The organism is Tropicimonas sp. (genome assembly GCF_047971885.1).
GTDB lineage: Bacteria > Pseudomonadota > Alphaproteobacteria > Rhodobacterales > Rhodobacteraceae > Tropicimonas.
Genome location: NZ_JBKEAE010000184.1, coordinates 23,529 through 46,405, shown reverse-complemented (window position 1 = coordinate 46,405; position 22,877 = coordinate 23,529). Strand labels below are relative to the sequence as shown.

Annotated in this window: 20 protein-coding genes; 10 read left to right on the top strand and 10 right to left on the bottom strand. The window is 65.2% G+C overall.

Annotation, left to right across the window (positions count from 1 at the left end):
* Positions 1 to 982: GAF domain-containing protein (locus tag ACK5IR_RS15860; RefSeq protein ID WP_416930189.1), on the bottom strand; the 982-nt coding region annotated here is incomplete at its 3' end.
* Between the two features lie 166 nt (positions 983 to 1,148).
* Entirely contained in the window at positions 1,149 to 2,690 is a 1,542-nt protein-coding gene (locus ACK5IR_RS15855; RefSeq protein ID WP_416930187.1) for an acetolactate synthase large subunit, read from the bottom strand.
* A gap of 157 nt (positions 2,691 to 2,847) precedes the next feature.
* Here ACK5IR_RS15855 and ACK5IR_RS15850 point away from each other — a divergent pair, with 157 nt between their 5' ends.
* Positions 2,848 to 3,741 (top strand): aldo/keto reductase, encoded by an 894-nt coding sequence (locus ACK5IR_RS15850; protein ID WP_416930185.1) that lies wholly within the window; start codon positions 2,848 to 2,850, stop codon positions 3,739 to 3,741.
* Positions 3,742 to 3,763: 22 nt separating this feature from the next.
* Positions 3,764 to 4,261: a flavin reductase family protein gene (locus tag ACK5IR_RS15845; RefSeq protein WP_416930183.1), complete on the top strand. Its 498-nt coding sequence runs from the start codon at positions 3,764 to 3,766 to the stop codon at positions 4,259 to 4,261.
* A gap of 215 nt (positions 4,262 to 4,476) precedes the next feature.
* On the opposite strand, the gene ACK5IR_RS15840 is transcribed toward ACK5IR_RS15845, so the two are convergent.
* The 4 genes from ACK5IR_RS15840 to ACK5IR_RS15825 all read right to left on the bottom strand — a co-directional run bounded on the left by ACK5IR_RS15840 (position 4,477) and on the right by ACK5IR_RS15825 (position 9,884).
* Positions 4,477 to 5,382 (bottom strand): DMT family transporter, encoded by a 906-nt coding sequence (locus tag ACK5IR_RS15840; protein WP_416930181.1) that lies wholly within the window; start codon positions 5,380 to 5,382, stop codon positions 4,477 to 4,479.
* A 162-nt stretch (positions 5,383 to 5,544) separates the two neighbouring features.
* A complete protein-coding gene (locus tag ACK5IR_RS15835) occupies positions 5,545 to 5,808 on the bottom strand; it encodes an excalibur calcium-binding domain-containing protein (RefSeq protein WP_416930179.1) in 264 nt (87 codons plus the stop codon).
* Positions 5,809 to 5,865: 57 nt separating this feature from the next.
* Positions 5,866 to 9,315: a transcription-repair coupling factor gene (gene mfd, locus ACK5IR_RS15830; RefSeq protein ID WP_416930177.1), complete on the bottom strand. Its 3,450-nt coding sequence runs from the start codon at positions 9,313 to 9,315 to the stop codon at positions 5,866 to 5,868.
* Between the two features lie 59 nt (positions 9,316 to 9,374).
* On the bottom strand, positions 9,375 to 9,884 hold the full coding sequence (locus tag ACK5IR_RS15825; protein ID WP_416930195.1) for a component of SufBCD complex: 510 nt from the start codon (positions 9,882 to 9,884) through the stop codon (positions 9,375 to 9,377).
* 166 nt (positions 9,885 to 10,050) lie between these two features.
* Between ACK5IR_RS15825 and hemB the strand changes: the two genes are divergently transcribed.
* Complete coding sequence (hemB, locus tag ACK5IR_RS15820) at positions 10,051 to 11,052, top strand: porphobilinogen synthase (protein WP_416930175.1); 1,002 nt, start codon at positions 10,051 to 10,053, stop codon at positions 11,050 to 11,052.
* Here hemB and ACK5IR_RS15815 read toward each other — a convergent pair.
* On the bottom strand, positions 11,010 to 11,900 hold the full coding sequence (locus ACK5IR_RS15815) for an aminoglycoside phosphotransferase family protein (RefSeq protein ID WP_416930173.1): 891 nt from the start codon (positions 11,898 to 11,900) through the stop codon (positions 11,010 to 11,012). The genes hemB and ACK5IR_RS15815 overlap by 43 nt on opposite strands.
* 175 nt (positions 11,901 to 12,075) lie before the next feature.
* Here ACK5IR_RS15815 and ACK5IR_RS15810 point away from each other — a divergent pair, with 175 nt between their 5' ends.
* Positions 12,076 to 12,642 (top strand): YSC84-related protein, encoded by a 567-nt coding sequence (locus tag ACK5IR_RS15810; RefSeq protein ID WP_416930171.1) that lies wholly within the window; start codon positions 12,076 to 12,078, stop codon positions 12,640 to 12,642.
* A gap of 67 nt (positions 12,643 to 12,709) precedes the next feature.
* On the opposite strand, the gene ACK5IR_RS15805 is transcribed toward ACK5IR_RS15810, so the two are convergent.
* Positions 12,710 to 13,285 carry a peptidylprolyl isomerase gene (locus tag ACK5IR_RS15805; RefSeq protein WP_416930169.1) on the bottom strand — a complete coding sequence of 192 codons (576 nt, stop codon included), beginning with the start codon at positions 13,283 to 13,285 and terminating at the stop codon, positions 12,710 to 12,712.
* Positions 13,272 to 13,778 (bottom strand): peptidylprolyl isomerase, encoded by a 507-nt coding sequence (locus tag ACK5IR_RS15800; RefSeq protein WP_416930167.1) that lies wholly within the window; start codon positions 13,776 to 13,778, stop codon positions 13,272 to 13,274. The genes ACK5IR_RS15805 and ACK5IR_RS15800 overlap by 14 nt, the downstream gene beginning before the upstream one ends.
* Before the next feature lie 144 nt (positions 13,779 to 13,922).
* Between ACK5IR_RS15800 and ACK5IR_RS15795 the strand changes: the two genes are divergently transcribed.
* Both ACK5IR_RS15795 and ACK5IR_RS15790 read left to right on the top strand, forming a co-directional pair.
* The gene (locus ACK5IR_RS15795; protein ID WP_416930165.1) at positions 13,923 to 15,098 is read left to right on the top strand and encodes a phosphoglycerate kinase; all 1,176 of its coding nucleotides are present in this window, start codon (positions 13,923 to 13,925) and stop codon (positions 15,096 to 15,098) included.
* A gap of 767 nt (positions 15,099 to 15,865) precedes the next feature.
* A complete protein-coding gene (locus tag ACK5IR_RS15790) occupies positions 15,866 to 16,795 on the top strand; it encodes a class I fructose-bisphosphate aldolase (RefSeq protein ID WP_416930163.1) in 930 nt (309 codons plus the stop codon).
* 61 nt (positions 16,796 to 16,856) lie between these two features.
* Here ACK5IR_RS15790 and ACK5IR_RS15785 read toward each other — a convergent pair whose 3' ends face one another.
* Positions 16,857 to 18,488: an acyl-CoA dehydrogenase family protein gene (locus ACK5IR_RS15785; protein ID WP_416930161.1), complete on the bottom strand. Its 1,632-nt coding sequence runs from the start codon at positions 18,486 to 18,488 to the stop codon at positions 16,857 to 16,859.
* Between the two features lie 164 nt (positions 18,489 to 18,652).
* Between ACK5IR_RS15785 and ACK5IR_RS15780 the strand changes: the two genes are divergently transcribed.
* From ACK5IR_RS15780 to ACK5IR_RS15765, 4 genes are all read left to right on the top strand, one after another.
* Positions 18,653 to 18,955 carry an FtsB family cell division protein gene (locus ACK5IR_RS15780; protein ID WP_416930159.1) on the top strand — a complete coding sequence of 101 codons (303 nt, stop codon included), beginning with the start codon at positions 18,653 to 18,655 and terminating at the stop codon, positions 18,953 to 18,955.
* Between the two features lie 166 nt (positions 18,956 to 19,121).
* A complete protein-coding gene (gene pdhA / locus ACK5IR_RS15775) occupies positions 19,122 to 20,132 on the top strand; it encodes a pyruvate dehydrogenase (acetyl-transferring) E1 component subunit alpha (RefSeq protein ID WP_416930157.1) in 1,011 nt (336 codons plus the stop codon).
* Positions 20,133 to 20,144: 12 nt separating this feature from the next.
* A complete protein-coding gene (locus tag ACK5IR_RS15770) occupies positions 20,145 to 21,518 on the top strand; it encodes a pyruvate dehydrogenase complex E1 component subunit beta (protein ID WP_416930155.1) in 1,374 nt (457 codons plus the stop codon).
* Between the two features lie 10 nt (positions 21,519 to 21,528).
* Positions 21,529 to 22,830, top strand: coding sequence for a pyruvate dehydrogenase complex dihydrolipoamide acetyltransferase (locus tag ACK5IR_RS15765; protein WP_416930153.1), 1,302 nt, complete (start codon positions 21,529 to 21,531; stop codon positions 22,828 to 22,830).
* Positions 22,831 to 22,877: the final 47 nt, after the last annotated feature.

Sequence of the window (22,877 nt, the reverse complement as noted above, 5' to 3'; positions counted from 1 at the left end):
CCATCACGCCAAGCTGCGTTGTCGCCAGCGCGCCGATGATCCGCACTGCGGCGCATTCGTCCGCGCTCCAGTCCGCCTCGCGCGGGTCGCGGCCGATGAACTCCAGCGCGCCATAGAGAATGCCGTCCAGTACCAGCGGAACCGCAATACACGCCCCCGGCCGGCGATTGTCGAAGCCGGCACACTCCTGCCGGCAGGAATTGAGGCAGTCGCGGCAATGAACCACGTCGCGGCCGGACAGGACATCGAGCGTCAGCGCACCGGCCACACGGCGCTCCTCGGGCACCGGCGCGCTGCCATCGTGCCAATATTGTGCCACGATGATGCCGCTTTCGCCGCTCACCCGGGTGATCGCGCCGGCGTCCATGCCAAAGGCGCGACAGCCCGCCGCCAGCAACGCGATCAGCCGTTCCTCGGAATTTCCGGCCGGCGCGGTGAGCCCCTCGAAGATCGAATCGCGCAATGCGCGCAGCCTGTGCTCGCGCTCCGGCGCGGCCTCCAGCTTGCCGGTCAGGCTGCGCAGCACATGCAGCCGGGTGCGCAGCGCGATCACGTCGCTGACGCAGCGGGCAAGATCCCCGAGCGCCACAAGATCGTCCTCCGGCCAGTCCCGGCGCACGCGGTCAGCAACGATCAGCGCACCATAAACCGCCCCGTCCGGCGCAAATACCGGCACGGCAAGGCAAGCGCGGAAATGCGCCGCCACAGTATCGGGGATGGCGGCGAAGCGGGGATGATCAGGCACCCATGGCACGTTGACGGGCCGGCCCTGCTGCAAGACAAGCTCGCAGAGCATATGTTCGGGCCGCGACGACACGGCATCGACCACATCATCACACGCAGGCAGCAGCCCGAGACTGCCGAGAACGACCGGCCGGCCGGGCGGCCCGCCGACAACGACGATCGAGGCGCGCGGTGCCGCCAGCGTGCGCAAGGCCGCACGCAGGACATGCCGAAACGCGGTTTCGCCATCCTCTTTCAAAAGACCGAGTTCCTGTGGCGAATATCCGGACGGCACAATAGCCGATAAACGGGAAGGGGCAGTTTCGGGCATGGGACCCCCGGCGCGTGGCGACTTTCGTGTCAACGATTGCACTGCGGAGTTTAGAATGTGTTAACGATCATTAACTCATTCAAAATACAGCTTTTCAGCAGGCGGCCTCGATCAGGAAGGGTCCCGGGCGCGACAAACCGATTCGGAATGCCGCCGCGAACCCCTCGGCATCCTCGACCCGTTCGGCCTCTACCCCGTGCCCGCGCGCCAGTGCCACCCAGTCGAGTTCCGGCCCCTCCAGGTTGAACATCCGCGCTGCGTTGCGCCCGACCTGCTGCACCCCGACATTGGCCAACTCGCCGCGCAGGATCTGATAGCCCCGGTTGGCATAGACGATCACCGTCACATCGAGCCCTTCCCGCGCCATGGTCCACAGCGACTGGAGCGTGTACATCGCCGACCCGTCACCGGTGGCGGCAATCACCTTGCGCTCGGGGCAGGCAATGGCCGCGCCCACCGCAAGCGGCAACGCGGCGCCGATGGCACCGCCCGGATTGGCAAGCCAGTCGTGGCGCCGCGCCATGCGGGTTGCATCCGCAAGCGGCTGGCCGGCGGTGATGCTCTCGTTGACGACGATCGCCCCTTCGGGCAGCAGCGCGGCCACCGCCTGCGCGACCTTGCGGGCATCGAGCGCGCCTGCGGGCAGTTCCGGCAGATCGCGCGGCAGGTCCAGCGGCACGGCATCGGTGGCCCCGGTCGCCTCGACCAGTGCCGCGAGGGTCCAGCCGATATCCATCGACGGATCGCACAGGTCGATGATCCCGCAATCGCCGGGCTCCGGGGTCGAGGGCTTGTCGGGATAGGCGAAGAACGCCACCGGCTGCCCTGCCCCGCACAGAACCAGACGGGTCGCGTCGCGCAGGATTTCGGCGCTTTCCAGCACCGGGTATTGCAGGCATTCGATGGTCACCGCGCCTTCGCCGCGCTCCATCCGGGGCACGAACAGATCGGCCATCAGCCGGCAGCCGGTGCGTGCGGCGATCTTGCCCGCAAGCCGGGCATGATCGCCATAAAGCGCCGAACCGCCGACGAACAGCACCGCGCCGGGCTGGCGCAGGACCCCGGCCACCGCAGCGATCCGCTCGGGGCGCGGGCGGTGCAGCGGCGCGGGCGGCGCCATCGGCGCCGGGCCGTCCGCCTGCTCCCACGCGGTATTGGCGGGCAGGATCAGGGTGGCAATCTGCCCGTTCTTCGACAGCGCCGCGCGTACGCCCGCCGCACCGTCCGCCGCCACCGACCGGCTGTCGGCGCCGACCCGCACCCAGTCCGAAACCGATTGCGTCACTCCCAGCACGTCGCCCTTCAGGGGCGCATCGTATTTCAGGTGATAATCGGCATGGTCGCCAACGATGTTCAGCATCGCCGAATGCGCCTTGCGCGCGTTGTGCACGCTGGCATAGCCGTTGCCGAACCCCGGCGCGAGGTGCAGCAGCGTCGCCGCCAACCCGCCCGACATCCGGCGATAGCCATCCGCCGCCCCGGTCACACCGCCCTCGAACAGCTTGAGAACACAGCGCATCCCGGGGTGACTGTCGAGCGCGGCGACGAAGTGCATCTCGGACGTGCCGGGGTTGGCGAAACAGACATCCACACCCGCTGCGAGCAGCGTTTCGACGAGGGATTCGGCACCGTTCATTTCTGGCCTCCGGTCTTCGGCATGGGTCGATCGCGGCGCAGTCAATCACACTCGTCGCAGGTCTGCACGGCGAAACGGCAGACAGATGGCCGCGCCGCTCTGGTCACCGCCGCCGCTTTGTGATGGTTTGCATCGCGAACCGGAAGGGAGAGCGATCATGGAACGGGTCGAACTGACCGTCGGGCTGGAACTCAGCCGGATCGTCTATGGCATGTGGCGGCTCTGCGACGACAGCGACACCTCGCCGGCGCATGTGCAGCACAAGATCGAGGCCTGTCTGGAACAGGGCATAACTTCGTTCGATCAGGCCGATATATATGGCGCATACCGGGCCGAGGCGGTGCTGGGTGCGGCGCTGGCGGCCGCGCCACACCTGCGCGAGCGGATGGAGATCGTCACCAAGTGCGGGATCGTGGCGCCGATCGGCAAATACGCCGGCCGCAGGGTGAAATATTATGACACCGGCGCAGCGCATATCGCCGGGTGCATCGACCGCTCATTGCGCAAGCTGAACGTCGAGCGGATCGACCTGCTGCTGATCCACCGCCCCGATCCGCTGATGGACGCGGTCGGGACCGGCCGGGCGCTGGACGAGGCGGTGGCGTCGGGCAAGGTGCGCGCGGTCGGGGTTTCGAACTTTCGCCCGCATGACTGGACGCTGCTGCAAGGCGCCATGGAAACGCGGCTCGCCACCAACCAGATCGAGCTTTCGCTGCTGGCGAACGACGCCTTCAGCAACGGCGATCTGGCCTTTCTGCAGGAGCGGGACATCGCGCCGATGGCCTGGTCGCCGCTGGCCGGCGGGGCGCTCATGTCGTCCGGTCACGCCGCCATGAACGCCGCGCTGAGGGAAATCGCCGCGCGCGACGGCGTGGAACCGATGCATGTGGCGATTGCCTGGCTGCTGGCGCATCCCGCCTGCATCCTGCCCGTCTTCGGCAGCAATACGCTCGACCGGATCCGGACGGTTTCCGACGCTTTCAAGGTCAACATGGACCGCCAGACATGGTACCTGCTCTATACCGCCGCGCTTGGGCACGAGGTTCCGTGAACCACACACCGGAAGGACAGGAATGACTGCGACTTTCTCGCCCGGACCGGGCCGTGAACGGGCCATGCGCACCGCGCTCGGCGCCTTTGCGACCGGGGTCTGCGTGGTGACCTGCCGCGACCAAACCGGGCCGATGGGCTTTACCGCCAACAGCTTTTCGAGCGTCTCGCTTGACCCGCCGCTGGTGTCGTGGGCCCCTGCCGTGGTTTCGCCGCGCCACGATGCCTTTGTCGCGGCGCAGTTCTTTTCAATCCATGTCCTTCAGGCGCATCAGCTTCACATCTGCGAGCGGTTCGCGCAGGAGGCGCGCAATTTCGACGGAATCGAATGGCACGAGGGGTCGAACGGCGTGCCGCGGATCGCTGGCAGCATCACCCGGCTCGACTGCCGCCATTTCGCCGCCCACGGCGCGGGCGACCACACCATCGTGCTGGGGCTGGTCGAGCAGGTGCAGCACACGCCCGGCGCGCCGCTGGTCTTTGCGCTCGGCAGTTACGGCCGCTTTGCCCCCGGCCTCTGAAACCAGCGGCCACAAGAAGCGACTGTTCGCAAGAGTTGGCAGTGCGGGCTTTTCTGCCGTTCTCCCTTCGCCCGGAACAGCCGCGCACGCGGCCCGGGCGGCGCCCGTCCGCCGTTATGCCAGTTGATTGTCGTCACAACGGGCTCGAAGCGGACTTGCGGTGGCACCCACCGGTCATTTTTTGGCGCCATTGGTATGATCCGCCGCGACGGCGATCAGCCGTGAGAAATCCGCTCCGTCGCGGCAACCGGTCGCCGCGCCCGCGCCGCCAATGCGATGGCGACCCCCGATAGCCCAACCAGAATCATGCCCATCAGGCTGATCCTGTCGGGGAAATCGCCAAAGAACAGAAAGCCCAGACCGCCGGCCCAGACCAGATGCGAGTAATTGACCGGCGCAAGCAACGCGGCCGGGGCAAGCCGGTAGGCTGCGGTGAACAGGTAATGCCCGACCGAATAGGCAAGGCCGAGCCCGATCATCAGCAGGGCATCGGTCCACCCGAGTCTGATCGCCGACAGCAGCGGCAGGCTCCACAGGGTGAAGACAACAACCCCGACCCAGGCGGCGTGGAACTGGAGCGCAACGGTCGTTTCGGTCCGCGACGCCAGGCGTGTCAGCAGGTGATAGGCGGTGGCCAGACCCGCGTTGATCACCGCATAGACGGCACCCACCGGGTCGAGGCCGCCACCCGGCCGCAGTATCAGCAACACGCCGGCAAAGCCGACGAATGCCCACACCCAGACACCGCGCGGCACCGGTTCGGCAAGCAGCCGCGCCGACAGCAGCATGACCAGAAAGGGGCTCAGGTAAACGATGGCGATCGTCTCACCAACTGGCATCAGGCGCAGCGCAAGAGCCAGCGTCAGCGACGCCAGCGCGAGGCAGAGGCTTCGCGCCATGACGACCGTGCGATTGCGCATTGCCCACACCGCGCTGCCGATCCGGGGATAGATGAACACACCGATCAGCACCGCGTTCACCAGATATCGCACCATCAGAATCACCGGCACCGGGTAATGCTGGGCGAGATATTTCGTCGCGACATCGCCGAGCGCAAACGAAAAGGTCGCAGCCAGGACAAGCGCGATGCTCTGTACCGGAGCGTTGAGAGCGGCGTTCATCGGTATCCGTCCGTCATTCCGTTCGAGAAGAAAGCACCCGCGCCCATCCAGCGCCATGCCACTGTCAGATCGCGTTCGGCACCATGATGCAATGTCTTCGAAAGGATGGAAACCCTTGGGCAGACAGCCCCGCCCGGGTTTGTGCAGGGCGTGGCGGCCGGGCTATTCGCACCGCGCGGAGCAGACATTCTCGCACGGGATCCCGTCGTTATCGCCGTCGCGCTTTTTCTGGCCGCAAACGACAAGCTTGTAACAGGCCTCGTCGCACGAACTCATCTGCTTGCAGGACTTGTCGCTGCAATCATAGGCCGCGGCCAGTTGCAGCAGCGCGTCGCGAACATCCGGCCGGGCCGGAACGACGATCCGGGGTTCGGCGGTTGCTGCCGTCGTTATCAACAGCAGGGAAAGAACAACACCCACGCGCATGGCGGAATGTTAAGCAATCGTTAACGCCACCGGCCACCGGGTAATCGTCCTGCGCTATCATGCCGCACGGCCGGCCGATGCGTGTTCGGCCAGATCGCGGGCAATGGCAAAGGCGCCCTTGATCTTGTCGGCATTGTTCGTCCAGTCGCGCCGCACGACAATCTTGTTGTCGCGGACTTTGGCCAGCCCGTCCTGCGCCTGAACGAAGCTCACCAGCCCGGCAGGGTTGGCGAACCTGTCGTTGTGGAACTGGATCGTCGCACCCTTGGGCCCGCCGTCGAGCCGGGCGATGCCGGCACGCTTGCACATCGCCTTGATCCGCACCACCAGAAGCAGGGTGTTGACCTCTTTCGGCAGCTTGCCGAACCGGTCGATCAGTTCGGCGGCGAACCCTTCGAGTTCCACCTTGGTCGACAGACCCGAAAGCCGCCGGTAGAGCCCCAGCCGCACATCGAGGTCGGGCACGTAATCCTCGGGGATCAGCACCGGCACGCCAAGGTTGATCTGTGGCGCCCACTGGCCATCGTCGTCGGTCAGCCCCTCGAAGGCGCCGGATTTGATCTTGCCGATCGCCTCCTCCAGCATGGTCTGGTAAAGCTCGTAGCCCACCTCGCGCATCTGGCCCGATTGCTCCTCGCCCACCAGATTGCCGGCGCCGCGAATGTCGAGATCCTGACTCGCCAGCGTGAAGCCGGCACCCAGACTGTCGAGAGAGCCAAGCACGCGCAGGCGTTTCTCAGCCGCATCGGTCAACTTCAGGCGCGGTTTGGTGGTCAGATAGGCATAGGCGCGGGTTTTCGACCGCCCCACCCGGCCGCGTATCTGGTAAAGCTGCGCCAGCCCGAACATGTCGGCCCGGTGCACGACCATGGTATTGGCGGTCGGGATATCGAGCCCCGATTCCACGATTGTGGTGGCCAGCAGTACATCGTACCTGCCATCGTAGAACGCATTCATCCGATCGTCGAGTTCGCCCGCCGCCATCTGGCCGTGCGCCACCACAAAGGTGACTTCGGGCACCTGCTCGCGCAGGAATTCCTCGATCTCGGGCAGGTCGGAAATGCGCGGAACCACATAGAAGCTCTGCCCGCCCCGGTAATGCTCGCGCAGCAGCGCCTCGCGGATGGTGATCGAATCGAATTCGCTCACATAGGTGCGGATCGCCAGCCGGTCCACCGGCGGGGTGGCGATGATCGACAGATCCCGCACCCCCGAAAGCGACATCTGGAGCGTGCGCGGGATCGGCGTTGCGGTCAGCGTCAGGACGTGGATGTCCGAGCGCATTTCCTTCAGCCGTTCCTTGTGGGAGACGCCGAAATGCTGCTCCTCATCGATGATCAGCAGCCCGAGGTTGGCGAACTTCAGCCCCCTGGCCAGCAACGCATGGGTACCGATGGCTATATCGACCGAACCGTCGGCGATGCCCTTGCGGGTCTCTGCCGCCTCTTTCGCCGAGACGAACCGCGAAAGCTGGCGGACCCTGAGCGGAAAGCCCCGGAACCGTTCGGCAAAGCTTCGGGTGTGCTGGCGCGAAAGCAGCGTGGTCGGGGCGATCACCGCCACCTGCATGCCCGACATCGCGGCGACGAAGGCGGCGCGCATCGCGACCTCGGTCTTGCCGAAGCCGACATCGCCGCAGATCAGCCGGTCCATCGGGATGCCGCGTTCGAGATCTTCGAGCACATCCTCGATCGCCTTGAACTGGTCGTCGGTTTCCTCATAGGGAAAGCGGGCGGCAAAGTCCTCCCACGCGTGGTGGTCGGTGTGCAGGACCGGCGCCTTGCGCAGCGCCCGTTCGGCAGCAATCCGCATCAGCTTGTCGGCAATCTGGCGGATGCGCTCCTTGAGCCGCGCCTTCCTGGCCTGCCAGGCCCCGCCGCCCAGCCGGTCGAGCAGCCCCTCCTCGTGGCCGAAATGCGATAGCAGCTCGATATTCTCCACCGGCAGATAGAGCCGCGCGCCCTCGGCGTATTCGAGGTGAAGCATCTCGTGATCGGCGCCGAGCGCATTGACGATCTCGAGCCCCATATAGCGCCCGACGCCGTGATCGACATGCACCACCAGATCGCCGGGAGAAAGCGACTGCGCCTCGGTCAGGAAATTGTCGGCCCGCCGCCGGCGGCGCGGCTTGCGGATCAGCCGGTCGCCCAGAACGTCCTGTTCCGAGATAACGGTCAGGCCCGTGCCCTCGAAGCCATGCTCCAGCGCCCAGACCGCCAGATAAAGCCCGCCCTTGCCTTCGGGCACGTCGCGGAAGCTGTCGATCTCGGTCGCGCCGACGACATTCTCATCCGCGATCAGCCCCGCCAGCCTTTCGCGCGCACCTTCGGAATAGCTGGCGACAACCACCTGCCCAACCTCGCGTTTCGCACGAATATGATCTGCCAGGGCACCGAAAAGACTGATATTTTCCTGCTGCCTTTCGGGTGCGAAGTTGCGCCCGATACGCCCGCCCGCGTCGATCGCACCGGGGCCGCTGCCCTGCGGCAGGGCGTTCAGCCGCAACACCCGATGCCCTGCGACGGCCTGCCCCCAGCCCGTATCGTCCAGATAGAGCGACGCCGGCGGCGCGGGCTTGTAGACCGAATCGAGCCGCGCCCTGGATTTCATCGCCTCGACACGGTTCTCGTAGCTGTCCGCGATGCCGTCCCAGCGGGCGATCCGCGCCGGCTCGACCTGATCGTCGAGCATCACGGTGGCGCCGGGGAGATAGTTGAACAGCGTTTCCAGCCGCTCGTGGAAGAATGGCAGCCAGTGTTCCATTCCTGCGTGCTTGCGCCCGGCTGACACCGCCTCGTAAAGCGGATCGTCGGCCCCCGCCGCCCCGAACTCGATCCGGTAATTCTGCCGGAAACGGGTGATCGCTGCCTCGTCCAGGATCACCTCGGACACCGGGGCAAGCTCGATGGCGGTAAGCTTTTCGGTGGTTCGTTGTGTCGCCGGATCGAAGCGGCGCGCGCCGTCCAGCACATCGCCGAACAGGTCGAGCCGGATCGGCCCGGAATGGCCCGGCGGAAATATGTCGATGATACCGCCGCGGATGGCATAATCGCCCGGCTCCGTCACGGTGGGTGCCTGCGAAAACCCCATCCGGACCAGAAACGACCTGAGCGCCGCCTCGTCCAGCCGCCCGCCGACACGGGCGGCAAAGGCCGCCTCGCGCAGGACCTCGCGCGCCGGCAGCCGCTGGGTTGCCGCGTTGAGGGTCGTCAGCAGCACGAAGGGGCCGGGAACGCCGGCGGTCAGGGCCGCCAGCGTTGCCATCCGGGTGGCCGATATGTCGGGGTTGGGCGAAACACGATCATAGGGCAGGCAATCCCACCCCGGAAAATCGAGCACGATGGCGCCGGGGGCAAAGAACGCAAGCGCGGCGCGCATTGCGGCAAGGCGCTTGTCGTCGCGTGCGACATGAACAACAGGCGCGCCCTTTTCCAGCTCGCGTCTGAGCAGCAGCGCGTCGAACCCCTCGGGGGCTCCGCCTGCAAGGATATGTGTGGCCGGGGTCATGGCGCCTCACCTAGTAATGCCTGCGCCTGTGTCAACGGCAAAGCGCGCGGCGCGCAGCATCAGAACGCGCCGAGCGCCATGTTCTGCAGCATGCCCCAGAAGGCGGTGACGAAGATCGACACCATGCCGACGATCTGGGTAGCGACCCGGTGGCGGACCAGCATGTTGTACATGCCGACGCCGTCCGCCGCGCGTATCCGGCGCGCCGTGCGGATCGACAATGCCAGAACGCCATTCAGCGGCAGGGCGATCAGAAACACCGCCTGCGCGAATTCGACCGCGTAGACAAAGCCGATAATCCCCAGCGAGGTGAGGAAAAAGCAGGAAAGACCAAGCATCCACAGACCCGACCGCCGCACCATGAACTGCAGGCGGTTGACGTTGATGCGAACCATGTCGCGCAAATCTGCCTCGGCATCGCCGCCATGGCGGCGGGCGCGGATCACCATGTCATAGGGCACGCCCAACACCCAGTGGCTGGCCGACGACCAGACCACGGCGAGTACGATCCAGTACCACAGGTTCGAGAACGACCGCATGTCGATCAGTTCGAACACCATCTGGTACATGTCCTGCAAACGCAGACCTCCCGCCGCTGTTGTCGCCGACAAGTCACGTAGCCCCCGGCCCCGGTTTCCGCAACCCGGAACCTTGTGCGCCGAATGTTGCCCTTGAGGCGCGGGAGATTCCGTGCAAGCTGCCGCACCATCCGCCGATAGCCGAAGGACCCCTGTCATGCGCCCCACGCTTGCCCCCTATCCCGCCGGACGCCCCCGCCGCCTGCGCCGGACGGCGCCGCTCAGGGCGCTGGTGCGCGAAACGAGCATCGGCGTGGACGACCTGATCTGGCCGGTGTTCGTGCGCGACGGAAGCGGCGTGCGCGAGGAGGTCCCGTCGATGCCCGGTGTCTTCCGCCGCTCGGTCGATCTGACGGTTGCGGCGGCGGCCGAGGCGGCGGAGCTTGGCATACCGGCGATCTGCCTGTTTCCCTACACCGATCCCGCGCTGAAAACCGCCGGATGCGAGGAGGCGTGGAACCCCGAGAACCTGTGCAACCGCGCCATACGCGAGATCAGGCGGCAGGTGCCCGGCATCGCGGTGATGACCGATATCGCGCTCGACCCCTACAACATCAACGGTCACGACGGCATCGTGCGCGACGGCGAGATCGTCAACGATGAAACCGTCGGCTGCCTGGTGAAGATGGCGCTGGCGCAGGCCGATGCGGGGGCAGATATCCTCGGCCCGTCCGACATGATGGACGGCCGGATCGGCGCGATGCGCACCGCACTGGAGACAGCCGGCCACAGCAACGTGACGATCATGTCCTACGCGGCGAAATATGCCAGCGCCTTTTACGGCCCGTTCCGTGATGCGGTGGGGGCGAGCGGCGCGCTCACCGGCGACAAGAAGACCTATCAGATGGACCCCGGCAATTCGGACGAGGCACTGCGCCTGATCGAACGCGACCTGTCCGAGGGCGCCGATATGGTGATGGTCAAGCCCGGCCTGCCCTATCTCGATATCTGCCGGCGGGTAAAGGAAACCTTCGGCGCACCGACCTTTGCCTATCAGGTGTCGGGCGAATACGCGATGATCGAGGCCGCCGCCGCCAACGGCTGGATCGACGGCGAGAAGGTGATGCTGGAAAGCCTCGCCGCCTTCCGGCGCGCCGGATGCGACGGGGTTCTGACCTATTTCGCCCCCCGCGTGGCGCGGCGGCTGCGCGAGGGCTGAGGCGGCAGGGTGCTGTCCAGTACCGCCAGAAGGATATGCAGAAGATCCGCGTCCCCATCGCTGTCCAGCACCGGGTGGCGCCACGAGATGGACAGCGCGCAATGCGCCGCCGCCCATTGCAGAAGGCGTGTTTCCTCCACCTCGAAGGCAGCGCTCCACGACCGGGCCAGCCGCCGGATACGTGCCGGATCCCGCATCAGGTCGTCCACACCGTCGGGGTTGCGAAAGGCATTGGCCAGTTCATAGGCGCGTTCGCCCAGCACACCCTTCGCATCGAAGGCGCACCAGCCGCGTTCGCCATGGCGGATGTTGTCGTGATGCAGGTCACCGTGAAGCGGAACGATACCGGTCATGGTTGCAAGCAGATGTCGGGCGATCTGACGGGAGCGCCCGATATCGTGGCGCAGTTCGGACCCGCACCCGGAAGCGAACCGCATTTCGAAAAGCGACGCGAACCATTCGGACAGCGATGGAAGCGCCATCGGCACACCACGCGGAATTCGATGTAACCGCGCCGCAACCGTCACAAGTTCGCGACTGGCCTCGTCGTCCCGACCGCCGCGTGACAGATCGCCGAGCGACGGTCCGTCGAGCCATTCCACCAGCACGGAGCCTGCGCCCTGCCCGCAGATGCGCGCCGCCGCCTCTCCGTCGAGCGTCCGCAGGAACGCAATTCCGGGAATTTCTCCGCCGCAATCCCGGTTCTTGTAACATTTCAGGGCGGCATATCCGCCATCCGCTTTGACGACTTTCCAGACACGGGCGATCGTCGTATCGGCAACCGGCACCGGAGAGCTGACACCGAGGACAGTCAGCAGCGATGCAGGCGGGTTGGGAAGATCGGTCATGATGTATCCGTGCCCCTGTTCGGTTGCGTATCGGTTTGCGGCATACCTTCGCTCCCGGCGGTATCGGGCCAACAATGGGCGCGACAGGGTGACACCCGGCGCGACTTGGGTTATAACGTTGCCAACCGGCCACAACGCCGGACAGAGGCATGAACAAGATATCAAGGGCAGTCTGATGATTTCCACATCCCTTCTCACCCGACGCGGGTTTCTGGGTGCGGCGGCTGGCAGCGTGGCGCTGGCCGGATGTGCCAACGGCGTCAACTCTAACGGCGCCGCGCGCATTGACAGCCGCGTCGACGCGACGCGCACCTACCTGTTCAACAGCTATACCGGCACGTCGGAACTGGAGCAGAAGGCCGCCGGCGTCCTGTGGATGCCGCTCATCACCAAGGCGGGGCTGGGGGTTGGCGGCAGCTACGGCACCGGCGCGTTGCGCATCGACAACGCCACGGTCGATTACTACGAGGCCGTTCAGGCCAATTTCGGCTTTCAGGCCGGCGCCCAGCAATACGCCCACGCGCTGTTCTTCATGACACCCGAGGCGCTGCGGTCCTTCCGCACCTCGGCGGGATGGTCGGCCGGTGCGGATGCCGAATATGCCTGGGTCGATCAGGGCGGCAACCTTTCGGCCGAAACGCTGACGGCGCTCGATCCGGTTATCGCCATGGTCTTCGGCCAGGCCGGGCTGATCGCCGGCGCCACGGTCGAGGGCACGAAGTACCGCCGCATCATTCCCTGACCACCGGGTATCCGGCGGCGCCCGAAAGAAATGCGGCCGAACGGGCCGCATTTTGTTTTCGTATCGCTCAGCGTTCGACGACGACCTTTACCATGCGGTCAGGGTCGAGCACCGCACCGTTGGCGGTCTGGCTGCCGCGCTTGATGCTGTCGACCACATCCATGCCGCCGATCACCCGGCCCACCACCGTATACTGGCCGTTCAGGTGCGGCGCGGGGGCGAACATGATGAAGAACTGGCTGTTGGCCGAGTTGGGGCTGGCCGAACGCGCCATGCCGACGGTGCCGCGCTCGAACGGCAGATCCGAGAATTCGGCATCGAGATCGGGCATGTCCGATCCGCCGGTTCCGACGCGGTGCATGTCTGCGCCGCCCTTGCCGAACTGGACATCGCCGGTCTGGGCCATGAACCCGTCGAGCACGCGGTGGAAGACCACGCCGTCATAGGCGCCGGATTCGGCCAGTCGGGTCAGGCGTTCGACATGTCCGGGCGCCACATCCGACAGAAGATCGACGACGATGGTGCCCTGCGTGTCGCCGCCGACCTCGATCACCAGATTCGGCCCCGGGCCATCCTCGGCCGCAAGCGCGGGCAAGGCAAGCATGCCGGCAACGAGGCCGGCCAGAAGATCACGCCTGAACATCGGCAGCCACCCTTACGGTAATCATCTGGTCGGGCTCGGCGGGCGGCTCGCCACGGGCGATCCGGTCGACATGCGCCATTCCGTCGATCACCCGGCCATAGACGGTGTATTGCCCGTTGAGAAAATCGTTGTCCTTGAAGTTGATGAAGAACTGGCTGTTGGCCGAGTTCGGATTGGCCGAACGCGCCGCCCCCAGCGTTCCGCGCGCATGCGGAAGCTTCGAGAATTCGGCCGGCAGGTCGGGCAGATCCGAACCGCCGGTTCCGGCGCGGCGCAGGTTGCCGCCGGACTTGCCGTGTTCCACATCGCCGGTCTGGGCCATGAAGCCGTCGATCACCCGGTGGAAGACCACGCCGTCATAGGCGCCGGCGCGGGCAAGTTCCTTCATGCGTGCGCTGTGTTTGGGTGCAACGTCGGGCAGAAGCGCGATGACGACCTCGCCAGCCTTCAGGGTGACGATGATCGTGTTTTCGGGATCGGTGATTTCTGCCATCAGGCTCTCCTTTGCAAGCGTCGCGGCGGTGCCGCCGCAGGGTCGGCGCGACCCTAAACCGCGTTAGCGGAAACCGAAAGCCCATAGCTGCGCGCACGCGCTTGCGCTAGAGCAGGCGCGACCGTTCCCAAAGGAGCTTCTCTCATGAGCTGGAAAACTCTCGACGACATGGATCTGGCCGGCAAGACAGTGCTCGTCCGTGTCGATATCAACGTACCGGTGAAAGACGGCGTCGTTACCGATGCCACGCGGATCGAACGCATCGTACCGACAATCAAGGATATTCTGGCCCGGGGCGGCAAGCCGGTACTGCTGGCACACTTCGGCCGGCCCAAGGGCAAGGTCGTGCCCGAGATGAGCCTGAGGATCGTTGTTCCGACGCTGGAAGAGAAACTCGGCCAGAAGGTGATCTTCATCGAGCAGCCGAGCCGGGCGCTGATCGACGCGGAGCCCGCCGGATCGGTAATCCTGATCGAGAATACGCGTTTCACGCCGATGGAAACCGAAAACGACCCCGGTTTTTCCGATTTTCTCGCATCGCTTGGCGATGTTTACGTGAATGACGCCTTCTCGGCCGCGCACCGGGCGCACGCCTCTACCGAGGGTATTGCGCGCCGCCTGCCCTCGGCGGCCGGGCGCCTGATGCAACAGGAACTCGAAGCGCTGGAAAGCGCGCTCGGCAATCCCGAGCGTCCGGTTGCCGCCGTGGTGGGCGGTGCCAAGGTTTCGACCAAGCTCGACCTGCTGGGCAACCTGATCGAGAAGGTCGAGCATCTGGTGATCGGAGGCGGTATGGCCAACTCCTTCCTGTTCGCCAGGGGTTACGAGATCGGCACCTCGCTCGCCGAGCGCGACATGGCCGACACGGCCCGCGAGATCATGGCCAAGGCCGACGGTGCGGGCTGCACCATCCACCTGCCGGTCGACATCGTGGTGGCCAGGGAGTTCAGGGCGGGCGCCGATTTCGAGGTGCTGCCGGCGGACAAATGCCCGGCGGACAGCATGATCCTCGACGCGGGTCCCGAAACCGTCGAGGCGCTGAAAACGCTCTTCTCGAAGTGCAGGACACTGATCTGGAACGGCCCGCTCGGCGCCTTCGAGATCGAGCCGTTCAACAGGGGCACCTTCGACGCCGCGCTGGCGGCGGCCGACCTGACCGCCCAGGGCAAGCTGAAAACGGTCGCCGGTGGCGGCGATACCGTCGCGGCGCTGAACCAGTCGGGCGCGGCGGGCAACTTCACCTACATTTCGACGGCGGGCGGCGCCTTTCTCGAATGGATGGAAGGCAAGGAACTGCCCGGCGTCGCGGCGCTCGGCTGACACGCGAATGGCGGCGCGACGGGTCAGCCCGTCCGCCGGCCGCACCTGCAACAGGTCGCGGCGCCTGCGCCGCGAGCTTCCTGTTGCGGCCACCTGACGCTGCAAACACCCGCCAGGTGCCGGCATTTTCGCCGCACACCGCCAGGATCGCCGACCCGACGGGGCCAGCGCGTCAGGCGGAAGCACCCCAAAGCTCGGTCAGGACCGGTTCAAGGCGGCCGTCTGCTACGCGGACGAAGCTGCTGTTCGGACGGGGGCGCAAGCCGCGCCGGCGCATGGCCGTGGGCAGGCGCTCTGCCCTTCGAACGTTGTGCTTTATACCAGCCACGTCCGCGCGCTATATGAACGTCGTGCGGTCGTCACCAAAGCGCCTGGCCGCGGGAACGGCCAGGCGCTGGCGCGGCGGCCTTCGGCCTTGTCCCGCGCCCGGGTGTCTTGTTCATTCGGGAAAAAATGGGCTCTTTCCGCCACCGCGAACGCAAAGACCGAGATACCCATCGGACCGCGAATCTCGCAAAAAGCCCGATATCCCGGGCAGTCGATAGCTTCTGTCGGGCGAATCGCCGGCCGGGCTGTCGGTGTGCGGCCATGCGCCAACGGCATACCTGTGCCAACCCATAAGGCGAAAACCGGCGTTCGGCTGCCGGAAAGTGGCATCTTTAGCGCTCACACTGCGACTTAGCGACCGCATTTCGTCATGCCGCTTGCGCGGGCGCGTCGCGAATTCTACGCCGCGAATGCAATCCACAGTACAGGGATCGAAATCCATGAAAGCCACACGAGCCGTCAGCAAGATCCTCGCCAATTACGAAGGCGAGACCCCGGGTGTGAAGGCCAACCTCTGCCGGATGCTGATGGCCGGCAAGCTTGGCGGTACCGGCAAGATGATCATCCTGCCCGTCGATCAGGGCTTCGAGCACGGCCCGGCCCGCTCCTTCGCCAAGAATCCGGCCGGCTACGATCCGCATTACCACTACCAGCTTGCCATCGACGCGGGGCTGAACGCCTATGCCGCGCCGCTCGCATCGCTTGAAGCTGGCGCGGATACCTTCGCCGGCCAGATCCCGACCATCCTCAAGGTCAACTCGGCCAACTCGCTGATGTCGCCGACCGCCGCCAAGAACCAGGCGATCACCGCCTCGGTCGACGATGCGCTGCGTATCGGCGCATCGGCCATCGGCTTTACCATCTATCCCGGCTCCGACGTGATGTTCGACATGTTCGAAGAAATCGTCGAGATGCGCCGCGAGGCCGCCGCCAAGGGGATCGCCACCGTGATCTGGTCTTATCCGCGCGGTGAGGGCGTGACCAAGGACGGCGAAACCGCGATCGATGTCGGCGCCTATGCCGCCCATATCGCGGCGCTGCTCGGCGCCCATATCATCAAGATCAAGCTGACCACCGATCACATCATGCAGGACGAGGCCCGCAAGGTATACGATGCCGAGAAGATCGACATCTCGACCCTGACGGCGCGCGTCAGGCACTGCGTCGACGCCTGCTTCGCCGGCAAGCGGATCGTCGTGTTCTCGGGCGGCGCCATGAAGGGCTCGGAAAGCGTCTACGACGACGCCCGCGCCATTCGCGACGGCGGTGGCAACGGCTCGATCATCGGGCGCAACTCGTTCCAGCGTCCGCGCGACGAGGCGCTGCAGATGTTCCAGAATCTGGTCGACATCTACAAGGGCAAGGCCTGATCCTGCTCCGGCCATCGGCAACCCCGGGCGCGCGGTCTTCCGCGCGCCTTTCCCTTTCCCGTCACTTGGCGGGATCGGCACGTTTCAGGATCGCGCCGGCGTCTAGCCCCGCAACCGCACCGCAGGTCATCCCCCGTCCGCCGGCCGCAAGCCGTGTTGCGGCGTAGCCGTCGGCGATTGCCGCCGGCGCCCGCCCGAGCAGCACCGAAGCGGTGAAGAGCGTCGCCAGACGTTCGACGAACAGTCGCGCCTCGCCGTCGGGCGGAACGCCCGGCCAGCGGCTGCGGAAATCCGCCAGCGCCGCATCGTAATGCCGGTTGGCACCGGTTGCGGCGTCAAGCTCGGACGCGAGCGCCCCGGCCGCCAGCGGTACGCGGGACAGCGTGCGCAGGATATCGAGACAGATCACATTGCCCGATCCCTCCCAGATCGAATTGACCGGGGCTTCGCGATAGAGCATCGGCATCGGCGTATCCTCTACATAACCCATGCCGCCAAGGCATTCCATCGCCTCGGCGATCACTGCGGGGGCGCGCTTGTTGTTGAGGTATTTCGCCAGCGCAACGGCGATCCGCGAAAGGACACGCGCGGCCTCGCCGCGGCCGTCATAGGCTTCGGCGACACGCAGACCCACAGCCAGCGACGCCTCGACCTCGAGCGCAAGATCGGCCAGCACCGTACGCATCAGCGGCTGATCGATCAGACGCCGCTGGAACGCCGTCCGCCGGCGGCACCAGCGCAGCGCCTCGTCCAGTGCTGCGCGCATCAGGCCGGCAGGGGCAAGCGCCGTGTCGAGCCGCGTGTGGTGCACCATCGGCAGGATGCAGCGGATCCCGTCGCCCTCCTCACCCAGTCGCCAGGCATGCGCGCCGTGGTATTCGATCTCGGCAGAAGCGTTGGAGCGATCGCCGAGCTTGTGCTTGAGACGCTGGATCTGGATCGCATTCCGGCCCTCGTCGAGCCAGCGCGGAACCAGAAAGCAGGTCAGTCCTCCCTGCGCCTGGGCGAGGGTCAGGAAACCGTCCGACATCGGCGCCGAACAAAACCACTTGTGGCCGGTCAGCCGATAGGTCTCGCCGTCCGGTTCGGCCCGGGTGGTATTGGTGCGCAGGTCCGAGCCACCCTGCTTTTCCGTCATCGCCATCCCCATCGTCGCCGCCGGCTTCGTATCGACGGGACTGACCGACGGGTCATAGGCCGCCGCCGTCAACCGCGGCCGCCAGAGCGCGTCGAGCGCCCGATCCGCCGCCAGCGCGGGCACCGCCGCATAGGTCATGGTCGCCGGGCAGCAAATCCCCGGTTCGACCTGACTGAACAGGTAAACCATCGCCGCATGGGTCGCATGCCCGCCCGGCCCGCCGCCCCACGGACGCGCCGTATACCCCGCCTCCAGCGCCAGCCGAATCAGGTGATGGTAGGCCGGATGAAAGGCGACCTCGTCCAGCCGCCGCCCGTAACGGTCAAACAGGCGCAGTTCGGGCGGATACCGTTCGGCTTCGCGCGCCGCTTCGCGCGTCTCCGCTGCTCCAAGCGCCTTGCCGAGGCCGGCAAGGGCCGCCATATCGCAACCCGCCCTGCGCGCGTGCTCGCGCAGCGCCGGGTCGCAGGCAAAAAGATCGGGATCTTCTGTATCAAAGGGCTGGTTTTCGACACGATGTGTCGGCAACTCGCCCCTACCCGGCAGTCCGTTCATCGTTGGGTGCCCCTTCTGTTGCCGGAACACCATAGCACCAAACATTCCGTGGCAGAGCGGGTGATTTGCACCCGGCATCCGGGTTCCGGGATTCACAAGGCAGGTCGCCTGTGCAAGAGTCGCGGGACCGGCGCCCGCAAAGAGGCGCAAGAAGAGGCACATTCATGAGCGGTTCCGCATCCCGCCCCGGGGTCAAATCGGCGATTTTCCTGACCATCGTCTTCTCGCTGGCGATGTATTTCACCTTTGCCGCCGTGCAGGGGGATTTCGGCCTGTTCCGGCGTGTCGAGATCGAGGCCGAGACCCGCATGCTCGAAGCCGAACGCGAGGTGCTCAGGGCGAAGGTTGCGCAGATGCGCAACCTGACCCATCGCCTGTCCGAGGATTTTCTCGACCTCGACCTTCTGGACGAACAGGCGCGCGACGTGTTGGGCCTGATCCGCAACGACGAAATCGTCATCCGCTAGGCCATAGTTCCCCGGTCGACAAGCGTCCCACCATGTGCATGACGGGTTCTCACCGGTTTTTCCCGGCATTCTTCCGCCACGTCGATTTTTCCTGTGCAGCGCCCCTCGCAACCTGCTAGAGGATAATTCAACGTTAAACTATTTTTCGTTCAGGGGGGGCCTGCTGATGGCGGCGAGACGAACCACCACCAAGAAACCAAACGTCTCCAAAGAGGAACTGCTTGGGTATTATCGCGACATGCTGATGATCCGCCGGTTCGAGGAAAAGGCCGGCCAGCTCTACGGGATGGGCCTGATCGGCGGATTCTGTCACCTCTATATCGGGCAGGAAGCCGTTGTCGTCGGGATGGAGGCTGCGGCCGAAGAAGGCGACAAGCGCATCACCTCCTACCGCGATCACGGCCACATGCTGGCCTGTGGCATGGATCCCCGTGGCGTCATGGCGGAACTGACCGGCCGCGAAGGGGGCTATTCCCGCGGCAAGGGCGGTTCGATGCACATGTTCTCGAAGGAAAAGCACTTCTACGGCGGGCATGGTATTGTCGGTGCACAGGTACCGCTTGGTGCCGGGCTGGCCTTTGCCAACAAGTACCTGGAAAACGGCCGGGTCTCGTTCACCTATTTCGGCGATGGCGCGGCAAACCAGGGACAGGTCTACGAGACGTTCAACATGGCGGCGCTCTGGGCGCTGCCGGTGATATTCGTCATCGAAAACAACCAGTACGCGATGGGAACGGCGCAGGCGCGCTCGACATCGAGCCAGGAGATCCACGAGCGCGGCAAGGCGTTCGGCATTCCCGGCGAGGCCGTCGACGGGATGGACGTGCTGGCGGTCAAGGCGGCCAGCGAAAAGGCCATCGCACATTGCCGGGCCGGCAAGGGCCCCTACATTCTCGAGGTCAAGACCTACCGCTACCGCGGCCACTCGATGTCGGACCCGGCAAAATACCGGACCCGCGAAGAGGTCCAGAAGGTTCGCGAAGAGCGCGACCCGATCGAAGCCGTGCGCCAGCTTCTGCTGACCGGAAACCACGCCACCGAGGACGAACTGAAGGCGGTGGACAAGGAGATCAAGGATATCGTCAACGACGCGGCCGAATTCTCCAAGCAGAGCCCCGAGCCGCCGCTCGATGAACTCTGGACTGACATCTACGCCGACGCGGCACAGAACGCCTGAGGGGGAACGAGAATGGCAATTGAAGTACTGATGCCCGCTCTGTCGCCGACCATGGAGGAAGGGACGCTGGCGAAATGGCTCGTCAAGGAAGGCGACACCGTATCGTCGGGCGATATTCTGGCCGAGATCGAAACCGACAAGGCGACGATGGAATTCGAGGCCATCGACGACGGAATCGTCGGCCGGATCCTGATCCCCGAGGGAACAGAAGGCGTCAAGGTCAACACCCCCATCGCGGTTCTGGTCGAAGAGGGCGAAGACGCGGACGCCGTTGCAAGCGCGGGCGCTGCGGCACCGGTAGCCGCCGCCCCCTCGGCGCAACCTGACGCACCGCCCCCCGCCGCCGCTCCGGCCGCACCGGTACAGAGCCGGGCGATCGAACCGGATTACCCCGCCGGGACCGCGATGAAATCGACCACCGTGCGCGAAGCGTTGCGCGACGCCATGGCCGAGGAAATGACCCGCGACCAAACCGTCTATCTGATGGGCGAGGAAGTCGCCGAATATCAGGGTGCCTACAAGATTTCGCAAGGTCTTCTGGATCAGTTCGGCCCCAAGCGCGTGGTCGACACTCCGATCACCGAGCATGGATTTGCCGGCCTCGCGGTTGGCTCTGCCTTTGCAGGGCTGCGCCCGATCGTCGAGTTCATGACCTTCAACTTCGCCATGCAGGCGATCGACCAGATCATCAACTCTGCCGCCAAGACCCTGTACATGTCGGGCGGCCAGATGGGGTGCCCCATCGTCTTCCGCGGCCCCAACGGCGCCGCCGCGCGTGTCGCCGCCCAGCACAGCCAGGACTATGCCGCCTGGTACGCGCAGATTCCCGGCCTGAAGGTGGTGATGCCCTACAGCGCGGCCGATGCGAAAGGCCTGCTGAAGACCGCCATTCGCGATCCGAACCCGGTTATCTTCCTCGAAAACGAGATCCTCTATGGCCGCACTTTCGAAGTGCCGGTGCTGGAGGACTTCACCATTCCCTTCGGCAAGGCGCGTATCTGGCGCGAGGGAAAGGACGTGACCATCGTCTCCTTCGGCATCGGAATGACCTATGCACTGGAAGCGGCCGATGAACTCGCCAGGGAGGGGATCGAGGCAGAGGTCATCGATCTCAGAACGCTGCGACCGATCGACTACGAGACGGTGCTTGCCTCGGTCATGAAGACAAACCGTTGCGTCACGGTGGAGGAAGGCTGGCCCGTCGCATCCATCGGCAATCATCTGTCGGCCTATATCATGACCAACGCGTTCGATTATCTCGACGCCCCGGTCCTGAACTGCACCGGCAAGGATGTGCCGATGCCCTATGCTGCCAACCTCGAAAAACATGCGCTGGTGACGACGGCCGAGGTGATCGCCGCCGTCAAGTCCGTGACCTATCGCTGAGGAGACAGACATGCCGATCGAAATACTGATGCCCGCACTGTCCCCGACGATGGAGGAAGGGACGCTGGCCAAATGGCTGGTAAAGGAGGGTGACGAGGTCTCTTCCGGCGATCTGCTCGCCGAAATCGAGACCGACAAGGCGACGATGGAATTCGAGGCCGTCGACGAAGGGGTGATCGGAAAGATCCTGATCCCCGAGGGCAGCGAAGGGGTGAAGGTCAACACTCCGATTGCCATCCTGCTGGCCGACGATGAAAGTGCTGGCGACATTGCGGTCGCGGCACCCGCTGCGACACCGACGCCGAAAGCTGACGCCGCAAGCGCTCTGGTGCCGGCCGGGGCGGTACCGGACGCCCCTGCACCGGCAGCAGGCTCTGCCTCCGGCGGTGGCCGCATCTTCGCGTCACCGCTTGCCCGCCGGATCGCCGCCGAAAAGGGGCTCGATCTGTCGAAGATCAAGGGAACCGGACCGCACGGGCGAATCGTCAAGGCCGACGTGGAGACCGCCGTTACAGCACCGGTGGCCAAGCCCGCAGCAGAAGCTTCGGCCAAACCAGTTGCGGCACCCTCCACGCCCGCCGGGCCATCGGCGGATGTGATAGTCCGGATCTACGAAGATCGCCCACACGAAGTGATCAAGCTCGACGGCATGCGCAAGACGATCGCCGCCCGCCTTACCGAGGCCAAGCAGACGATCCCGCACTTTTATCTGCGCCGGGATATCAGGCTCGATGCACTGCTCAAGTTCCGCAGCACGCTGAACGGTCAACTCGAGGCACGCGGTGTGAAGCTCTCGGTCAATGATTTCATTATCAAGGCCTGCGCGCTTGCCCTTCAGCAGGTTCCCGCCGCAAATGCCGTATGGGCCGGCGACAGGGTACTGCAACTCAAGCCGTCGGATGTGGCGGTTGCGGTGGCAATCGAAGGCGGGCTTTTCACGCCGGTTCTGAGGGATGCGGACATGAAGTCGCTTTCCGCACTGTCGACCGAGATGAAGGACCTGGCCAAACGTGCACGCGAACGCAAACTCGCCCCGCACGAGTATCAGGGCGGCAGCTTCGCGGTTTCGAATCTCGGCATGTTTGGCATCGACAATTTCGATGCAGTGATCAATCCGCCTCAGGCCGCCATCCTCGCGGTTGGCGCCGGTGTCAGGAAGCCGGTGGCAGGCGCCGATGGAGAGCTTGCGGTGGCGACGGTTATGTCCGTTACGCTGTCGGTCGATCACCGTGTGATTGATGGCGCCCTCGGTGCGGAACTACTGAAAGCCATTGTCGAGAACCTCGAAAATCCGCTCGGCATGCTTGCGTGACAACAGGCGGGCGCCAAGAAAATCAAGGCGCCCGTCCGTTTGACTCG